At 68.5% G+C, this 17,394-nt stretch carries 7 protein-coding genes and 2 pseudogenes; 4 read left to right on the forward strand and 5 right to left on the reverse strand.

Features of this window, described 5'->3' with window-relative positions:
• Positions 1-184: 184 nt before the first annotated feature.
• Entirely contained in the window at positions 185-520 is a 336-nt protein-coding gene (locus ACWIHY_RS32975; RefSeq protein WP_454379950.1) for a hypothetical protein, read from the reverse strand.
• A 645-nt stretch (positions 521-1,165) separates the two neighbouring features.
• On the opposite strand from ACWIHY_RS32975, the gene ACWIHY_RS32980 reads away from it, so the two are divergent.
• Positions 1,166-1,669: a nucleoside deaminase gene (locus ACWIHY_RS32980; protein ID WP_454379952.1), complete on the forward strand. Its 504-nt coding sequence runs from the start codon at positions 1,166-1,168 to the stop codon at positions 1,667-1,669.
• A gap of 722 nt (positions 1,670-2,391) precedes the next feature.
• Here the strand turns inward: ACWIHY_RS32980 and xdhC are convergent.
• The 3 genes from xdhC to ACWIHY_RS32995 are packed head-to-tail and all read right to left on the reverse strand — an operon-like array spanning position 2,392 to position 7,122.
• Positions 2,392-3,201, reverse strand: a complete 810-nt coding sequence (xdhC, locus tag ACWIHY_RS32985; RefSeq protein WP_454379954.1) for a xanthine dehydrogenase accessory protein XdhC — start codon at positions 3,199-3,201, stop codon at positions 2,392-2,394.
• Between the two features lies 1 nt (position 3,202).
• Positions 3,203-5,644, reverse strand: coding sequence for a xanthine dehydrogenase molybdopterin binding subunit (gene xdhB / locus ACWIHY_RS32990; protein ID WP_454379955.1), 2,442 nt, complete (start codon positions 5,642-5,644; stop codon positions 3,203-3,205).
• Positions 5,641-7,122 (reverse strand): xanthine dehydrogenase small subunit, encoded by a 1,482-nt coding sequence (locus ACWIHY_RS32995; RefSeq protein WP_454379957.1) that lies wholly within the window; start codon positions 7,120-7,122, stop codon positions 5,641-5,643. The genes xdhB and ACWIHY_RS32995 overlap by 4 nt, the downstream gene beginning before the upstream one ends.
• A 367-nt stretch (positions 7,123-7,489) precedes the next feature.
• Here ACWIHY_RS32995 and ACWIHY_RS33000 point away from each other — a divergent pair.
• Together ACWIHY_RS33000 and ACWIHY_RS33005 are read left to right on the forward strand one after the other, a co-directional pair.
• Positions 7,490-7,591 (forward strand): annotated as a pseudogene (locus tag ACWIHY_RS33000) (IS5/IS1182 family transposase); the annotation flags it as partial.
• 467 nt (positions 7,592-8,058) lie between these two features.
• The gene (locus ACWIHY_RS33005; protein WP_454379959.1) at positions 8,059-8,403 is read left to right on the forward strand and encodes a hypothetical protein; all 345 of its coding nucleotides are present in this window, start codon (positions 8,059-8,061) and stop codon (positions 8,401-8,403) included.
• A 971-nt stretch (positions 8,404-9,374) separates the two neighbouring features.
• Here the strand turns inward: ACWIHY_RS33005 and ACWIHY_RS33010 are convergent.
• Positions 9,375-9,587, reverse strand: a pseudogene (locus tag ACWIHY_RS33010) (Tn3 family transposase); the annotation flags it as partial.
• Positions 9,588-9,806: 219 nt separating this feature from the next.
• Here ACWIHY_RS33010 and ACWIHY_RS33015 point away from each other — a divergent pair.
• Complete coding sequence (locus ACWIHY_RS33015) at positions 9,807-17,333, forward strand: SDR family NAD(P)-dependent oxidoreductase (protein ID WP_454379960.1); 7,527 nt, start codon at positions 9,807-9,809, stop codon at positions 17,331-17,333.
• Positions 17,334-17,394: the final 61 nt, after the last annotated feature.

A 17,394-nucleotide genomic window follows, 5' to 3' on the forward strand; every position in this document is an offset into this window, starting at 1 on the left:
GTCCACCTGCGGCAACAAGGGCTCTATCCGCTCCCACGCCGCATCCGTCAACTCACCTCTACCTGCCACAAGATCAATTATCAGACAGGCCTTAGTACTTCACCTCGGCCTCCACATAGGCGACCGGCCCTGCGGCGGACAGTGAGCGAGCTCCTTCTCGAAGCCTCCCCTGCAGCCGCCAACATCACAGGGGTCCTTCAGCACTGCCGTCCGTGACCGCGTCGAACATCTCATCCGTCATCGGCATCAGCGACAGGCCCTGGCGAAGGGTTCCACTCGCGCGCCAGGAACGTCCCGTGATGCGGCAGGCGTCGATACGGAACCGACCTATGTCAGTTGCCAGTTGAGTGGTGGGGGTGATGGCCAGTGGGTAGCCGATGACGTAGCTCTCCTGGCTCGCCCGTAGCTTCGGGTTGGATCCGTAGACCGCATCTGCGTGTCCCACTTCGCCCGGGCCAGTGGTGCCGCAGCCCATCGAGGGTGGCATGCCCATGCCCTGCGTGCCCGGCCGGGCGTCCAACCGTTCTCATACGGCGGGTCCGACAGCAATCCCATCACCAACTGCCTTGCGTGACAACGGGGGTTCGCACGGAACGGCTCTTGTAGATGTCTACGAACAGCCGGTCTCAGCCTGCGGGGTTTTCATGTCTTCCGCCCCTACCTGCCTCCGCTCTGATTGCTGTGTACTCCTCACACACACGTTGTAATGAAACAGGGGGAATTGCGCTTGCGGTGGCCGCACCGCCACCCGCTTCGAGGGGCGTTTTGCTTGATGCCGGATTGCCAGCCACTTTTCGTTCACCGACTATCTGATCCCAACCATTCCGGACACGCCGCCGATAACGGTGGATGTGATCGGAAGGGCTGACCCGAACTCGCCGTAGAGCGTGCGTAGCGTCGGCGGGCCGCCCACCATTTCCGCCACGCCGACGGTCGTGAACGCCATCCGCAATGGAACGGGGTCAAACCTGACCTACACCCCTGTCTCACCGAAGCACACTGTTGGCGCCTAGCCGCGCTGATTTACCGCGAGGTGTCGCCGGCTGCTGATCTCAACGCGGCACCCAGCGGAGCCCCAGTTGTTGCCCCGGTGGTCTGGCCGTGCGGTGTCCCGCACGGCCAGACCACCGGGGAGTCCCCCACCGTCTGCGACAAAGGAGTAACCATGACCGCGCATACTCAAGAAACCAGCGTCCAGGAGCTCGAGCGCACCTGGATGGACGAGGCCATCGGCTTTGCCACCAACAGCGTGAAGAACGGCGGCGGTCCGTTCGGCGCACTGATCGCCAAGGACGGCGAGATTATCGCGATCGGGAACAACAAGGTCACTTCGAACCTGGACCCGACGGCGCATGGCGAGGTCAGCGCTATCCGTGCCGCCTGCCAGAAGCTGGGCACCTTCTCGCTCGAGGGCTGCGTCTTGGTCACCTCGTGTGAGCCGTGCCCGATGTGTCTTTCCTCTGCGCTGTGGGCGAGAGTCGACCGGATCATCTTCGCCGCTGATCGGGACGACGCTGCGGTGGCCGGTTTCGACGACCGCAGGTTTTACGACCTGTTCGAGAAGAAGCCCGCGGAGCTGTGGCCGATGGCGATCGAGCGAGTGGACATGCCGAACCGTACGGCGCCGTTCGACGCGTGGGTGGCCAAGTCCGACCGAATCGATTACTGAAAATCCCGTTCACCGCGCACCGGCATCGAGTGAATCGAAGATTCCCCGCAAGCTGGGTTTCGGTATGACGACCGGGTCATCCGTCGCCCTGGGGGTCGTCTCCTGGGACCTCGTCGTAACACGGCGCAGGTGCCGGGCCCGGGAGGCGACCTCCGCCCCGCCGGTCGACGCGAACGCGTATAGACACGCAGGCCCTTCACCCCGTCCCCCGCACGACAGCCGCTGCCAGGTATCAACAAGTACTTCTTCGATGCGCGGGTCGATACGCCGGATCCGGCCGGAGGCTTCATCTGCTGGGACTTGGGGACCGCCACCACGTAACCGACGACCAACTGCTGGAGCGGGCGACGGAAGTGCCAGTCCTGCCCGCACGCCTGGTCGGGTGACCCAGGCGGCGGGCGGATCAGCGGTGAGGCAGCTCCGGACGATGTCCCGGGCCAGTTCGCCCGTGAGAAAGCCACCGTGTTCGTCAGGGATCTTCGCCGCCCGGCAACGTCGGCGGTCGGACGTCGGGGGCTTCGGCAGGTAGAGCTCACGGCTAGCTGGCGCGCGATCCGGGCTGCAGGCAGGGGGATGACGTTCGGGTCGTCGAAAGACGCAAGGTGCGTCCTGCCCTGGTGAGGCCGGCCTGCTGAAGTGACGGCATAGTCGTGCCCAAAGGGTGCCCCGCATATGTGCGTTCGCACGAGCGCGGGGCACCCCCTGTCGATGCGGGTAGAGAGTCAGTTCCCCTCAGTTTCGAAGGTGCGCAGCAAATCGGCAGCGACGCTCACGGCGATTGTCGCGGGTTCCTTGCCGGTGATGTCGGCCATCCCGATCGGGGTCTTGATCCGATCGATGGTGGCGTCGTCGTGACCGCCCTCGGTGGCGAGGCGTTTGCGGAACCGCACCCACTTGGCCGCCGACCCGATCAGCCCGATGGAGCCGAGGTGGGTTGTACGCAAGGCGGCGTCGCACAGAGCGGCGTCCTCGGCGTGATCATGGGTCATGATCAGGACGTGGGTGCCGTGCGGCAACTCTTCCAGCACCTCCTCGGGCAGCAGCGGCGTGTGATGCACGTGCACCTGCGCCACCGCGTCCGCCAGTACGTCGAGCCGCTCCTCGGTGAGGATGTCGGAGCGGGTGTCGATCAGATGGAGGTCGAGGTCCTGACGTGCCAGGATGCGCGCCAGTTCCAGCCCTACGTGCCCTACGCCGAAGACCGCGACTGCCCGTACCACCGGCAGCGGTTCGAGCAGCACTGAGACCGTGCCACCGCAGCACTGCACGCCATGCTGGTTGGTCACCTTGTCGTTCAAAGCGAAATCAATCAACTCCGGCTCGGGCTTGGACGCGGCGATCATCTCCCTGGCTCGATCGATCGCGACAGCCTCGATGTTGCCGCCGCCGATCGAGCCCGACGTCTCGGTCTGCCCCACGACGAGTTTCGCACCGGCATCGCGCGGGGCATGGCCGCGCACGGTCGCAACGGTGACCAGCACACCGGACTCCCGGCGTGCTCGCAACCGTTGGACCGCGGCGATCCATGTCATGTCAGGCACCGTTCAACGCTTTTGCGTCGGTTCGGGGCTCGCCGTTGGCGGCGTGCCCGTTTCCGGTGTGGCTGTCAGCGGCAAACCCGTTACGGGCGTGACCGTTCCGAGAGGCATCGTTCTGGCGAGCCGCCTGGATCGCCCAGTACACCGCCTCCGGGGTTGCGGGCGAAGCCAACTCGACGCTGGCCCCGCTCGGTCCGAACGCGGCGGCGGCCTGCCGCAACGCTTCCCGCACCGAGAACGCCAGCATCAGCGGAGGCTCACCCACCGCCTTGGACCCGTACACCGAGCCCTCTTCGGTGGCGTTCTCCAGAAGCGTGACGTTGAACTCCTCAGGCATCTCCGAGAAGCTCGGCAGCTTGTAGGTGCTCGCTGCCTGGGTCAGGAGCCGGCCCCGGTTCGGCCCGTCAGTGGCGTCCCAGCGCATGTCCTCGAGCGTCAGCCAGCCCGCCCCCTGGACGAAGCCACCCTCGACCTGACCGATGTCGATCATCGGGGACAGACTGTCGCCGACATCGTGCACGATGTCTACCCGCCGGATGCGGTACGCGCCGGTGAAGCCGTCCACCTCCACCTCCGCCGCGGCGGCGCCGTGGGAGAAATACTTGAACGGGGAGCCCCTGAACGTCTTCGCGTCCCAGTGCAGTCCTTCGGTCCGGTAGAAACCGGCTGCCGACAACTGAACTCGCTGGAAGTACGCGGTGCGCACCAGGTCGTCCCAGGCCAGCTCCTTGTCGCTGCCCAGGGTGCGCGCGACGCCCTCGACGATGCGTACGTCCGAGGCGTTCGAGCCCAGCTGCGAGGCGGCCACCTGTAGCAGCCGCTCACGCAACTGCTCGCAGGCGTTCTTCACCGCCGCACCGTTGAGGTCCGCCCCGGAACTGGCGGCGGTGGCGGAGGTGTTGGGCACTTTGTCGGTTCGCGTCGGGGCCAGCCGGACCTTGTGCAGCGGAATACCCAGCGTGGTCGCGGCCACCTGCAGCATCTTGGTGTGCAGGCCCTGGCCCATCTCGGTGCCGCCGTGGTTGATCAGGACGGAGCCGTCCTTGTAGATCAGCACCAGCGCGCCGCCCTGGTTGAAGGCGGTGAGGTTGAACGAGATTCCGAACTTGATGCCGGTGACCGCGAGTGCCCGCTTGGTGTTCGGGTGTGCGGCATTGAAGGCGGCGATCTCGCGCTTGCGATCGGCGACGCCGCCGTTGTCCAGGGTCTTCTGCCAGACGGCGGAGATCCGTTCGGGCTGGACGACCGGCTGTCCGTACGGCGTCGCCTGACCCTGCTGGTAGAAGTTGCGCTCCCGCAACTCCATGGGATCCAGGCCGAGCAGCGGCGCGCACCGGCCCATGATGTCCTCGATGACCAGCATGCCCTGCGGTCCGCCGAAGCCGCGGAATGCGGTGTTGGAGACCTTGTTGGTCTTGGCGATGCGACCGGCGATACTCGCGTTGGGAAGCCAGTAGGTGTTGTCGATGTGGCACAGCGCACGGGCCACCACCGGCTCGGACAGATCCAGGCTCCAGCCGCCGTCCGCGGTCAGGGTGGCGTCCAGTGCCCGGATGCGGCCGTCGGCGTCGAAGCCGATCTTCCACTGGGCGTGGAACCCGTGCCGCTTACCGGACATGGTCAGATCCTGCGTCCGGTTGAGCCGCAGCCGAACCGGGCGGCCGGTCAGCTTGGCACCGAGTGCGGCGACGGCCGCGAACCCGTGCGGCTGCATTTCCTTTCCGCCGAAGCCGCCACCCATCCGCAGACACTGCACGGTCACCTCGTGGCTGTGCAGACCGAGCACGTGCGCGACGATTTCCTGGGTCTCCGAAGGATGCTGGGTGCTGCTCTGGATGAACACCTGCTCGGCCTCGTCGACATGGGCCAGCGCCGCGTGCGTCTCGAGGTAGAAGTGTTCCTGGTCGGAGAACTGGAACTCGCCGGTGAACACGTGCGCGGAGTCGGCGAAGCCGGCGTCGACGTCGCCGGCCAGCATCACGGGCTGAGCGCCGTGAAAACTGTTGGCCGCGATGGCGTCCTGCAGCGTGACCACGGAGGGCAGTTCGTCAAGTTCTACCTCGACGGCCGCCGCACCGAGCCGGGCCGCCTCCAGGGTCTCACCGAGCACCCAGGCGACCGCGTGGCCGTAGAACATGACCTCGTCGGGGAACAGCGGTTCGTCGTGCTTCATCCCGGCATCGTTGACGCCGGGTACGTCAGCACCGGTCAGGACGCGGACCACGCCGGGCACGGCGAGCGCGGGCTCGGTGCGCAGCGCGTTGATCCTGCCGTGGGCCTTCATGACCTGGACCGGGTAGGCGTGCAGCACGTCCTTGGTGCGGTAGACCAGGTCGTCGGTGTACAGCGCGGTACCGGTGACGTGCAGGGTGGCACTCTCGTGCGGCATCGAGACGCCGACGACAGGCTTTTCGGGGCGTTCGGACAAATGACTCATGACGACACCGCCTCAGTGGTTTGCGCGTACAGCTTCAGCAGGCTCTGGCCCAGCATCGCGGAACGGTAGAGGGCGCTGGCGCGATGATCGTTCATCGGTGTGCCCTCGCCCCGCAGCTCCCGGGCCGCGGCCTCGACGGTCTCCGTCGACCACGGCTTGCCCTCCAGGGCCGCCTCGGTGGCGAGGGACCGGATCGGGGTGGCGGCCACGCCGCCCAGCCCGATGCGTGCCTTGCGGACGATCCCGTCCTCGATGTCGAGCGCGAAAGCGACTGCCACGCTGGAGATGTCGTCAAAGCGCCGCTTGGCGATCTTGTGGAAGGCCGCGACCGGCGACAGCGGCAACGGGATGCGTACCGAGCGGATCAGCTCGCCGGGACGCCGCACGCTCTGCCGGTAGCCGGTGAAGTAGTCCGCCAGCGGGACCTCGCGCTCACCGTCGGCGTCGGCGAGCACCACCGATGCCTCCAGCGCGAGCAGCACCGGCGGGCTGTCACCGATGGGGGAGCCGGTACCCAGGTTGCCGCCGAGGGTCGCACCGTTGCGGATGAGCCGGGACGCGAACTGCGGAAACAGCTCTGCGAGCAGCGGGACTTCGCCGTCGAGACGGCGTTCGATCTCGGTGAGCGTCAGCGCCGCCCCGATCTCGATGCAGTCGGATTCGACTCGCAGCTCCCGCAGTTCGGACAGCCGGTCGATGCCGACCACGCAATCCGCCCGGCGGGAACGGATGTTCACCTCGACGCCCCAGTCGGTGGAGCCGGCGACCACCACCGCGTCGGGCCGCTCGCGCAGCAACTCCAGCGTTTCGGACAGGGTGCTCTTCCGCAGGAAAACACTGTCGTCCTGGGTGTATTCGGTGGCAGCCGGTGCGGGCGGGGACTGCTCGCGACGCTGCGCCAGCGGATCCTCATCGGTGGGTGTTCCGACGGCGAAAGCGGCATCGCGAATGGGACGGTAACCGGTGCAGCGGCACAGGTTTCCGCTCAGGGCGTGCAGGTCGAAACCGTTAGGACCGTGCTCGGCATCGGTGCTGTCGTCCGGGCCCGTGCTGTTGGCCAAGTCCGCATGCGCGCAGCGGTTGGGTCGGTAGTACTCGGCGGCCATGCTGCAGATGAATCCCGGCGTGCAGTAACCGCATTGGGAGCCGCCGCGCACCGCCATCTCCTCCTGCACCGGGTGCAGGGTGGGCGGCTTGCCGGGTTCGCCTGCGGTGGCGAGACCTTCGGAGGTGATGATCTCCTGACCGTCGAGCGCCGCGACCGGGACCAGGCAGGCGTTGACCGCCACCCAGTCGGTCGGCTTGTTCACCCCGGGACGGGCCACCAGGACCGAGCAGGCGCCGCATTCACCCTCGGCGCAACCCTCCTTGGTTCCGGTGAGGCCACGCTCGCGCAGGAAATCCAGCGCTGTGGTGTGGGGCGCAGCCGGTGAAATCGGTGCTTCTTTCCCGTTGACCGTGATCCGCGCCGCTACCATGACAGGCCTTCATTTCGGTGCGCGATCGGTCGATTCATCATGTTCGCCAATTTCAGGCAGCTTTCTGTGTTCAGACGCGCCACGTGAGAGGAGTGGGCGCAGAAAGGCACGTAACAGCGACGTGCGGGAAGGTGGTGACGGGAAACCCGGAATGTGCCACGAACGGGCACATCAGAACGGCGTGCTCAGCAGCCGTGCGCGATCCGACCCGGAACCCAGACCGTGCACTGGGCGAGGCGACCAAGATCAGAGCTGGTGTACATCCGCTGGTCGCCTCCTTTCCGGTAGTCATGGGTCGACGATTACCGTAAGTTAGTGGCTCGGGCCACAGAGGTCAAGAGGTTGACCTCTGCATCTCGAGAACCGATCGGATGCGAGGCTGGGGCGCCACCGCTGGGTGGTCGAGCGCGCAGTGTCGTGGCCGGCCGGCTGCCGTCGCCCGCACCGCTGCTACGAACGCAAGGCCGAGCCGTCGCCATCCTCAGCAACTCGATGGCCGCGAGTTGTCGCGACCGGCTCACCGCCCGCCCGACCATCGATCACATCGCAACACCGGCCTTGCAACCCGGTCCGGTCTGCATCACATCAGTGATCCCGACCTGAGACGCGCCCCCGGCCGACCGAGGAATCCGTCAAAGCGTGGCAGCGCTGGGCGATGACTCGGTGGCGGCGTCGCCAGCGGGACCAGTTCAATGCGTGGCCGACGTGCCGGAGATGCGTCGGCGAGGGGCGGTTAGCTGCCAGGCGTGGTGCCGCGTACGCGATCTTCCAAACTTGGGCCCCACCAGCGCTATGATCGGCGGATGATGCCACGAAGGGCCAACGCCGCGTAGGGCCCCGGGTGCGCTTCGGGTCAGGCCGCCCGCTCGCCAAAGCCGTAGTCAGACCAGCACCTTGCTCATCGACACTTGCCCTGGGCCACCCGTATGCAGCGCCGTGCATACGTACCTTTTCGTCGACGGCCTCGATTTGATCGCGCGCAGCAACAGCAGCGTCATGGGCATGCATCCGGAGGAGCTTCTCCGGCCCGGCGGACCGCTCTACCCGACAGACGCCGCCCGCAGCGTCCGCCTGGCGTCTCAGGAACATTCCGAGTCCGGCTCTTTGGAGCTCCACATCCGGGTGCGACTACGTGGTGAGACGGTCGTCTGGAGCGAGCTGATGTGTCCGGGCCGCGACCACGGGGTAATCGAGGAGGCCTGCTTCGACCTGGGGCAATACGTGGGCGAGATCGAGCGAGCGCATCGCCTGCGCCCCTGGGCAGCGCCTTCGTCGGCTTGAAAGTCTGTCATTGAACGCCGAGGCTGCCGTCCCGCAGTCGAGTACAGCAACCGATTCGCCCGTGAGCGCCCTGTGACGGCCGGCAGCATCCCGGCAGCGGCCGGTATGACCGTCGCAGACCGATCTGGCGAGAGCTACGGATCAGAAGGGTCACCGACACCCAGGCTGACATCAACGACGCCGGACGGAGACGTACCCCACCGCCCTTGCGCAGTCGCCGTGTGAGTGGCTGGTGGCGGCCGGAGCAGGCCCTGATCGAACTCCTAGAGGTCCGTCGCGTCACGGGGGCCCATGCACGGCGACCGGCGGAGAGGTCGTCGGTGTTCGTCCACCACCGCGACTCATAGCCCAGGAGCTTCATCAGTCGCTCAGCGGCTCGAAGCGCATGGGCACGGTCGCGCCGTAGCCCAGGGAACACCAGGTCGTCGACCGACAGGTAGGTCATGAGCTCCGCTGCGCGGTGTCCGGTCGTCTCGGTGAGTGCGTCAGCGATCTCCGCCGGCGATTCCGGTTCCCTGGGCACCGTGCACGGCATAGCGCGCCCATGCCTGCTGGGCTTCAACGGCAAGGCGGGGCAAGGCGGTGGACCTCTTCACAAACGGCGCCGACCCCTGCGGGGACAACTCGCCCATAGACGTTCTCGCCGTCGGCCAGCGATCCCAAGAGTCTCTGCAGCTCCGTTCTCCACGAAGCCCCATGGTTGCAGAGCCCATCGCCACCGGTAGCCGTGCCAGAGCCGTTCCGCCAGAACAACCTGTCAGCCATGGTCAGTTGAGGGTGCGTACGGCGTGGCTGCGCACTACAGGCCGCGCGCGGCGATCGTGGGGAGGCGTCCTGGGTGAGCCGGTCCAGAGATCACCCCAAGGTCCAGAGATCGCCCCAAGCTTACAAACCAATTGTCGGCGGTTCGACAGCGTAGGAGCGCGCCAAGGCGACGGAAATTGGCCGCCAGCGCTTCAGCTTGAGGACGCTCAGCCGGGTTGACGTGGACGAGCGCGGACTGCAGCAGGGTGCAGGGCGAGGATTGAGGTTTCGGCGTGCTCATTGTGCAGGCCCGTGAGGGCGCCATCCTTGCCGTAGTGGAGCACGGTGTTCGCGCTGTTCCACTTCTCGGCGACCGGGAGCCCGCCGTGGATCTCGCGGCGCGGGCCGGGGCTGGTGAGGTAGTCGCAAGCGGAGATCGTGCGGACGGCCCGAACAGCTCACCGCTGTCACTGCTGCACATCCGTGGCCGGGTTGGACCTTCCGTCGCCGTCGCCGTCGCTGAAAGGTGGTGACAAACAGCCAGGATGACTCGACGCCCCCGGTTGCCGATCATGTCTTTCGGTGTGGATCTTCGTTAAGTGAGAGAAGGCGCGGCCTTCCATGGTCGGATCCCTGCCTTGCTCACCTGGAGTGTTGCCTTGTCAATTGGCTACGACGTCTCTTCCTCCGCTTCGGTCCCCGATGACCTGCCCGAGGACGCAGTGGCCGTGGTGGGGGTCGGTGTGCGACTGCCCGGCGGCATCCGGTCCTTGGACGGACTGTGGGCGGCGCTTACGGAGGGGCGCGACCTGGTCGGTGAGGTTCCGGACGACCGGTTCGAGACCTCGGGGTTCGTCGCGCCCGTCCCTGTGCGGCCGGGCAAGTCCTGCACGGCGGCCGGGGGTTTCCTTGCCGACGTGGCGTCATTCGACGCGGGGTACTTCGGAATCGCTCCCAAGGAGGCGGCCCGGATCGATCCGCAGCAGCGGCTCCTGCTGGAGTGCGCAGTCGAGGCGTTCGACGACGCCGCGATCGATCCGGCGAGGCTGGCGGGCAGCGATACAGCCGTGCTGATCGGTGTCTCCTCGCATGACTATGCCGATCTGCAAGTGCGGCGGTCCCGTTCGGTCAACGCTTACACGATGACGGGGTCGGCGGCCAGCATCACGGCGAACCGCCTCTCTCACTTCTTCGATTTCCGCGGGCCCTCGAACGCGGTGGACACGGCCTGCTCGTCGGCGCTGACCGCGGTGCATCAGGCCTGCGACGTTCTGCGGTCGGGGCGCAGCCCGATGGCTGTGGCCGGGGCGGTGAATGTTCTGCTGAGTCCTTCGCCTTATGCAGGCTTCACTCAGGCGTCGATGCTGTCGCCGTCGGGGCGGTGCCGGCCCTTCTCGGCCGCGGCGGACGGGTACGTGCGGGCCGAGGGCGCCGGCGCGTTGCTGCTGAAGCCGCTGGCGGCGGCGTTGGCCGACGGTGACCGGATGCACGGGGTGATTGTGGCCAGCGGTGTCAACGCCGACGGGCGGACCGCTGGGCTGGCCTTGCCCAGTGCCCGCTCGCAGGCTGACCTGCTCACGCGGGTGTATGGGGGTGCGGGTCTCCGTGCGGGCGATGTTGCGTATGTGGAGGCTCACGGGACGGGGACGCAGGCCGGGGATCCGGTCGAGTGCCAGGCCCTGGGGCAGGTCTTGGGCAGCGGTGGTGACGGGCAGCCGCTGGCAGTGGGATCGGTGAAGTCCAATCTGGGGCACTTGGAGGCCGCCGCTGGCGTACCGGGGCTGCTGAAGGGGCTGTTGGTACTGCGGGAGGGCAGGATCCCGGCGACCCTGCATGTCACGCCGCAGAACCCGGCCATCGACTTCGCGGGCCTCGGGCTGGAGCCGGTGGTGCAGGAACGGCTGTTGCCGACGGTAGGCAAGGGCCTGGTGGGGGTTAACTCCTTCGGGTTCGGAGGCGCCAACGCCCACGTCGTCCTGGCGGCGGCTCCTGCTTCCAGTCGGATTCAGGCAGAGGATCGGCAGGAGAGTGCCTCGCGGACGCGTCTGCCCGTGGTCGTCTCGGCCCGCACCCCCCAGGCTCTCACCGAAGCCGCGCTCCTGTGGGCGGATCACTTCGAGGCCTTGGCGCAGCGGCAGGACGAACGAGCCGAAGGCCGTTTCTACGATGCCGCGTTCACGGCATCCAGGCGCCGTGCTGGGCTGGAGCAGCGGATCGCTGTCTTCGGGGAAGGGCCCGGTGAGGTGGCTGCGGCGCTGCGTGCGGTCGCGTCCGGGGAGCCGGCCACGGGGGCGGCAACGGCGCAGGCGGCTGACTGCGGCCGCGTGGGGTTCGTCTTCAGCGGCAACGGCGCGCAGTGGATGGGTATGGGAGCCGATCTGCTGGGTGCGGATGAGGCCTTCACGGCCGAGGTGAGCGCTGTGGACGGTGTGTTGCGGCCGATGGTGGGCTGGTCGGTGTACGAGGAGCTTGCCGGGGGGAGGGAACAGGGGCGCTGGGATCGGACCGAGGTGGCGCAGCCGTTGCTGTTCGCGGTGCAGGCCGGTGTGGTGGCGGCGTTGGCCGCCCGTGGTGTCGAGCCGGCGGCGGTGATGGGCCACAGTGTGGGTGAGGTCGCGGCGGCATACTGCGCGGGGGCACTGACCCGGTCGCAGGCTTGCCAGGTGGTCGCTGAACGCAGCCGCGCGCAGGCGGCGACCGCTGGGGCGGGCCGGATGGCAGCGGTGGGGCTGGGCTACGACGCGGCACGGCGGCACTTGGCCGAGGGGGGATATGCCGATCGTCTGACGGTCGCCGCGATCAATGCGGACCAGGATGTGACGGTCGCCGGTGAGGCGGCAGCGTTGGGCGAGTTCGGGGCACGGCTGGACGGCGAGGGTGTTTTCTTCCGGGATCTGGGGCTGGATTACGCCTTCCACACGCCTGCGATGGACCGGATCCGCGAGCCGCTGGCCGATGCGCTGGGGGGTATTCGTCCCGGCAAGTGCCGCGTGCCGTTTGTCTCCACCGTGACGGGCACTGCGCTCGAGGGAACGGCTCTTGATGGCGGGTACTGGTGGGCCAATGTGCGCGAGCCGGTCCGGTTCGCCGAGGCGGCCGCGGTGCTGGCCGGGGATGAGCTTCAGTGCGATGTGCTCGTGGACGTCGGTCCGCATCCGGTGCTCAGCGGATATCTGCGGCGCGTGGTGTCTCACGGCGGCTCCCGTGTCAACGCCGTTCCGACGCTCTCGCGCGTCCACTCTGGCCCGGCGGCCCTGGATGCGGCGCACGCCCGCCTGCTGGCGCTGGGCGCTCGGGTCGACTGGTCGGTCTTCTTCCCAAGGCGGGGCACGGTGGTTGGCATGCCTGCCTATCCCTGGCAGCGAGAGCGGCACTGGAACGGCGATCCGCAGTGGTGGCGCGAGGACGACGCCGGGGAGGACGCCACGCGGGTGCGACAACCGCTGCTGGGCATCCGGCAGCCGGTCGCTGAGCCGGTGTGGCGCCAGCGCCTCGATCCCGACGCCCTGGCGTGGCTGGCCGACCACACGGTCGAGGGAACGGTGGTGTGGCCTGCGGCCGCCTACACCGACATGGCGCTGGCCGCCGGGATGGAAACCCACGGCGCACCGACAGAGATCACCGGACTCATCTTCGAGCGGGCGCTGAGCCTGCCATTCGACGACGCGGAGATGGAGATCGAGCTGTCCACCAGCCTGGCGGGCGACGGAGCACTCGTCGTTTCCAGCCGCGCCAACAGCCAGGGCGACTGGCGTCCACACGCACGTGGTCGGGTGAGGCGCCTGCTGCGTGAGCGGCCTTCGGTACTTGACGCGGACGCGATCCGCTCCAGACTTCCGCAGGTCCTGTCTGCGCGGGAGCACTACGACGCCTGCGCACAGGCGGGCTTGCCCTACGGGCCGGCCTTCCAGACTCTGACCGGCCTGCTCGCCGGCCCCGGGGAGGTCCTGGCGCAGTACGCAATGACGATCGAACCGGGTCCGGGTCATATCGCCCACCCCACTGTCCTGGACGGGGCCTTGCAGGCGGGCATGCCGCTCATCAGCGCCGTCACCGACGAGGCCTGCCCCTACCTGCCCGCCGTCATCGACACCGTCCGTTGCTGGCACCCCATGCCCGCAACGGGGCTGGTCCATGTGCGCCATCGCTCGATCACCACCCAGGAAGCGGTGTGGGACATCACCGTCAGCGGCCCTGACGGCGTGGTAGCGCTGGAACTCCTGGGGTGCAGGCTGAGGCGCTTCGAAGCGGGCCGCCCAGCCCGACCCCAGCGGTTGGCCGAGGCCCTGCGAGCGGCTCCCCTGCCTGGGCAGGCCGCGCGCCCGTCGCCGCTGCCGGCGCCCCGGCAGGTCTTCGCCGCCTGCTCCCAGGAACTGGCGGCACTCACCGACGCGTGGCAGGCGGGGCCCTACGACCGGTTCCGGGCGAGGGGCCTGGAGGTGGCCAGCCATTTCGTCGGAGCCGCGGTACGTGAACTGCTGCCCGGCACCAACATCGTCACCGTCGAGAAGCTCATCGCGGCAGGTGCCGGTGCCCAGCACACTCCACTGCTCCACCACCTGCTGGGCATGGCCGCCCAGCGAGGGGTACTCGAGTTGGTCGGCCCCGGCTGCTGGCAGCTGGGGAAGGAGCCCACCCCCGCGCCGATGTTCGCCGCGATGCTCGACGAATTTCCCGGGGAGGCGATCACCGGGCTGCTCTACGGAGTCTTCGGACAGCATCTGCCGGGGGTACTTCGGGGTGATGTCGACCCGCTCGAGCTGCTGTTCTCCGAAGCTGACGCCCTGGCGAGCCGCTTCTATGACGGTGCTCCCGTCCTGGCTCACCACGGCCGTCTCGCCGCTGCCATCCTGGTGGCAGCAATCGCCCAATGGCCCAAGGACCGCCCGCTGCGGATCCTGGAAGTCGGAGCGGGCACCGGCTCCACCACCGCGGCTCTCCTGCCCCACCTGCCGCCCGGACTGACCACCTACACCTTCACCGACATCTCCTCCGCCTTCTTCCCGCAGGCGCGGGCCCGTTTCGCCGCCTACGACTTCGTCGACTACCAGGTCCTCAACCTGGAAGGCGAACTGGCCGGACAGGGCTTCACCTCTTCGTCCTTCGACATCGTCGTGGCATCGAATGTTTTGCACGCCACCGCCGACCTCAAAGCCACGCTTGGCCGGGTCGCGGATCTGCTGGCCGACGACGGGCTCCTCCTCGCGGTGGAGAGCCACAGCCTCGATCTCCTGGCTCCGCTCTTCGGGCTGCTGGACACGTTCTGGGCCACCACCGATCACGATCTGCGGCCCGACGGGCCGCTCCTGGACCGAGACCGGTGGAAAACCCTCCTTGACCACAGCGGCTTCACCGGCACCGTCTCCACCGGCAGCTCCGCTTCCTTCTCGCTGAGCGATCACTCCGTCCTCGCCGCTGCCCGCCGCCCGCGCCGCACCGCTGAAAGCACCGTTCCACTCCCCCCGCCCACCCCCGGCGCGGTCGGCGCACGCCGGTGGCTGGTGGGCACCCTGCCCGGCCGCCAAGCAGGTGAAGCCAGCCTCCAGAGTGCGCTCGTAGCCTCTCTGCGCCGAAGCGCGGCCGCCGAGTGCGTCACCACCGTGCCCCTGGAAGACTCCTGTTGGGCGGCCCTGCTCGCCCACGAACAGCCGCCGACCGACCTCGTCCTGCTGGCCGAGGACAACAGCGCACCACCGACCGGCGTGACCGACACAGCAGTCCGGCACCTGTCGGTCCTGCGGGAGCTCAGCGTGGCGTGCGCGCAACCGTCCGGCAGCAGCGACCTGACCGTGTGGCTGGTCCACAGCAGCCCTCACCAGCCCATGACACCGCCGCCGGCGGCCGACATCGCCGGCGCGTGGGGAGGAGCGCGCACCCTGGCGAACGAGCATCCGACGCTGACGGTCCGCAGGATCGCCCTCACAGGCGCCCGCGACACCGAAGCCTGCGACCTGTTGGCCGGGCACCTGACACGGGAAATGCTGCTGCGCCCGGAGGACGACGAAGTCGTCCTCACCCCGCAAGGGCGCTTCACCACCGTCGTGCGGCCCCTGTCACCACCTGTGCGTCCCAGCGGGACCAGCGGCTACACCCTCACGCTGGACAACCCCGGGTTGCACTACCGGCTGAGCTGGCGAGCCGCCGGGCCCCCCGTGCCCGGGGCCGGTGAAGTGGTGATCTCGGTCGCGGCGGCGGCGCTGAACTACCGCGACATCATGGTCGCCACCGGCCGGGTCCCCGCGGTCGCGTCCAGCCGCCTGACCGACCGGGCCGGTGTCGGCCTCGAATGCGCCGGCGTGATCAGCGCGGTCGGTCCCGGCGTCACCCACCTCGCCCCCGGTGACCGGGTAGCGGCACCGGCACGAGGCGCCTTCGGTACCCACGCCCTCGCCCGCGCCGACCGCATCGTGCCCCTTCCTGCGGACATGACCTTCGCCGAGGGCAGCACCCTTCCGGTGGCCCTCGGCACCGTCCACCACAGCCTCCACCACCTCGCCCGCCTGACCCGGGGCGAGACCTTGCTCATCCACGGTGCCGCCGGCGCCGTGGGCCTGGCCGCCCTGCAGTACGCCCGGCGCGTCGGCGCCCACGTGATCGCCACCGCAGGCACCCCCGTCAAGCGCGACGCGTTGCGCCTGCTGGGAATCGAGCACGTGCTGGACTCACGGCGGCTGGACTTCGCCGAACAGGTCAAGGACCTCACCGGCGGCGAGGGAGTCGACGTAGTCCTCAACTCCCTCGCGGGCGAGGCGCTGGTGCGCAGTGTCGGCCTGCTCAAACCTCATGGCAGGTTCATCGAACTGGGCATGCGGGACTTCCTGCTGGACAGCCCGCTGCCCCTGGCCCCGTTCGTGCGCAACCTCTCGTTCTTCGGGGTGGACCTGTCACCCATGCTGAACGGGCCCTCACCCTTGATGGACGCTCACCTCTCGGAGCTCAGTGAGGCCGTGCACGTGGGCGATTACAAGCCGCTGCCGCACCGCACCTACCCCGCCCACCGCATCGCGGAAGCGTTCAGCAGCCTCCAGCACTCCCGGCACATCGGCAAGGTCGTCGTCACCTTCGAAGACCAGGTCCCCCTCCACCAGAACGCCCAACGGACCGCCCTGGACCCTGAAGCCACCTACCTCATCACCGGCGGCCTGAGCGGACTGGGCGCCGCCACTGCACGCCATCTGGCCAACCGCGGCGCCCGCCACCTCACCCTGCTCAGCCGCCGCGGCGACAGCGCCCCCGAAGCCGCCCCTCTCCTGGCCGACCTGCGCGGCACCGGCGCGGACGCCACCGTGTACGCGGCCGACGTCAGCGACGAAGCAGCCCTGCGCAGGATCCTGCAGGACATCGACACATCCGGGCGCCGACTGGCCGGCGTCGTCCACGCCGCCATGGTCCTGGACGACGGGCCACTGGCCGACCTGAGCAATGAGCGCCTGCGCACCGTCCTCGCGCCCAAGACGACCGGAGGCCTGCTCCTGGACTCCCTGACCCGCGAGCGCGCTGTGGACCTGTTCGTCGTGTACAGCTCGGTGGCAGCCCTGGCCGGCAACATGAAGCAAGGGCCCTACGTCGCCGGCAATCTCGCCCTGGAGGCCCTGGCCCGCGAACGGCACCGATCCGGCCTGCCGGCCCTGGCCGTGCAGTGGGGCAGCATCTCCGACACCGGTTACGTCCACCGCAGCGGCCGAGGCTCCGAGATGGCCGCGATCGGTCTCGGCCACCTCACCGCCACCGACGCCCTCGCCTGCATGGACGAACTGCTGGAGCGGGGCAATGCCCCGAGCGTGACCATCGGCCTTTTCGACTGGGACCTGCTGCAGCAACACGTGATGCCGTCCCTGGCAGCCCCCCGCACCTCCGGCCTGCTCCAGGGCCGCCAAGAACGCGAAGCCGCACACCACTGGCGCACCACCCTGGCCGCCGCCGCCGGCCCCACCGAAGCCATCCAGCTGATCGAGGACAAGCTCACCGACCTCCTGGCACGGGTTCTGCAGACCGAACCCGAACGCATCGACCGCTCCCGCCGCCTGGAACTACTCGGCCTGGACTCCCTGATGGCCCTGGAACTGTCCACCGCGCTGGGCGAGAACACCGGCTGTGACCTGCCCGTCGTGGAACTCGTCGGGGCAGGCAGCCTGACCGACCTCGCCCAGCGTGTCGCCGCGCGCCTGGGCCGCCTGGAGCACTGAGCACCCGGTGGCAGCCGCCCCACGGATGGCGCGGCGACCACCGCCCCACGCCCGTACAACC

This window comes from Streptomyces sp. NPDC055287, assembly GCF_053646035.1.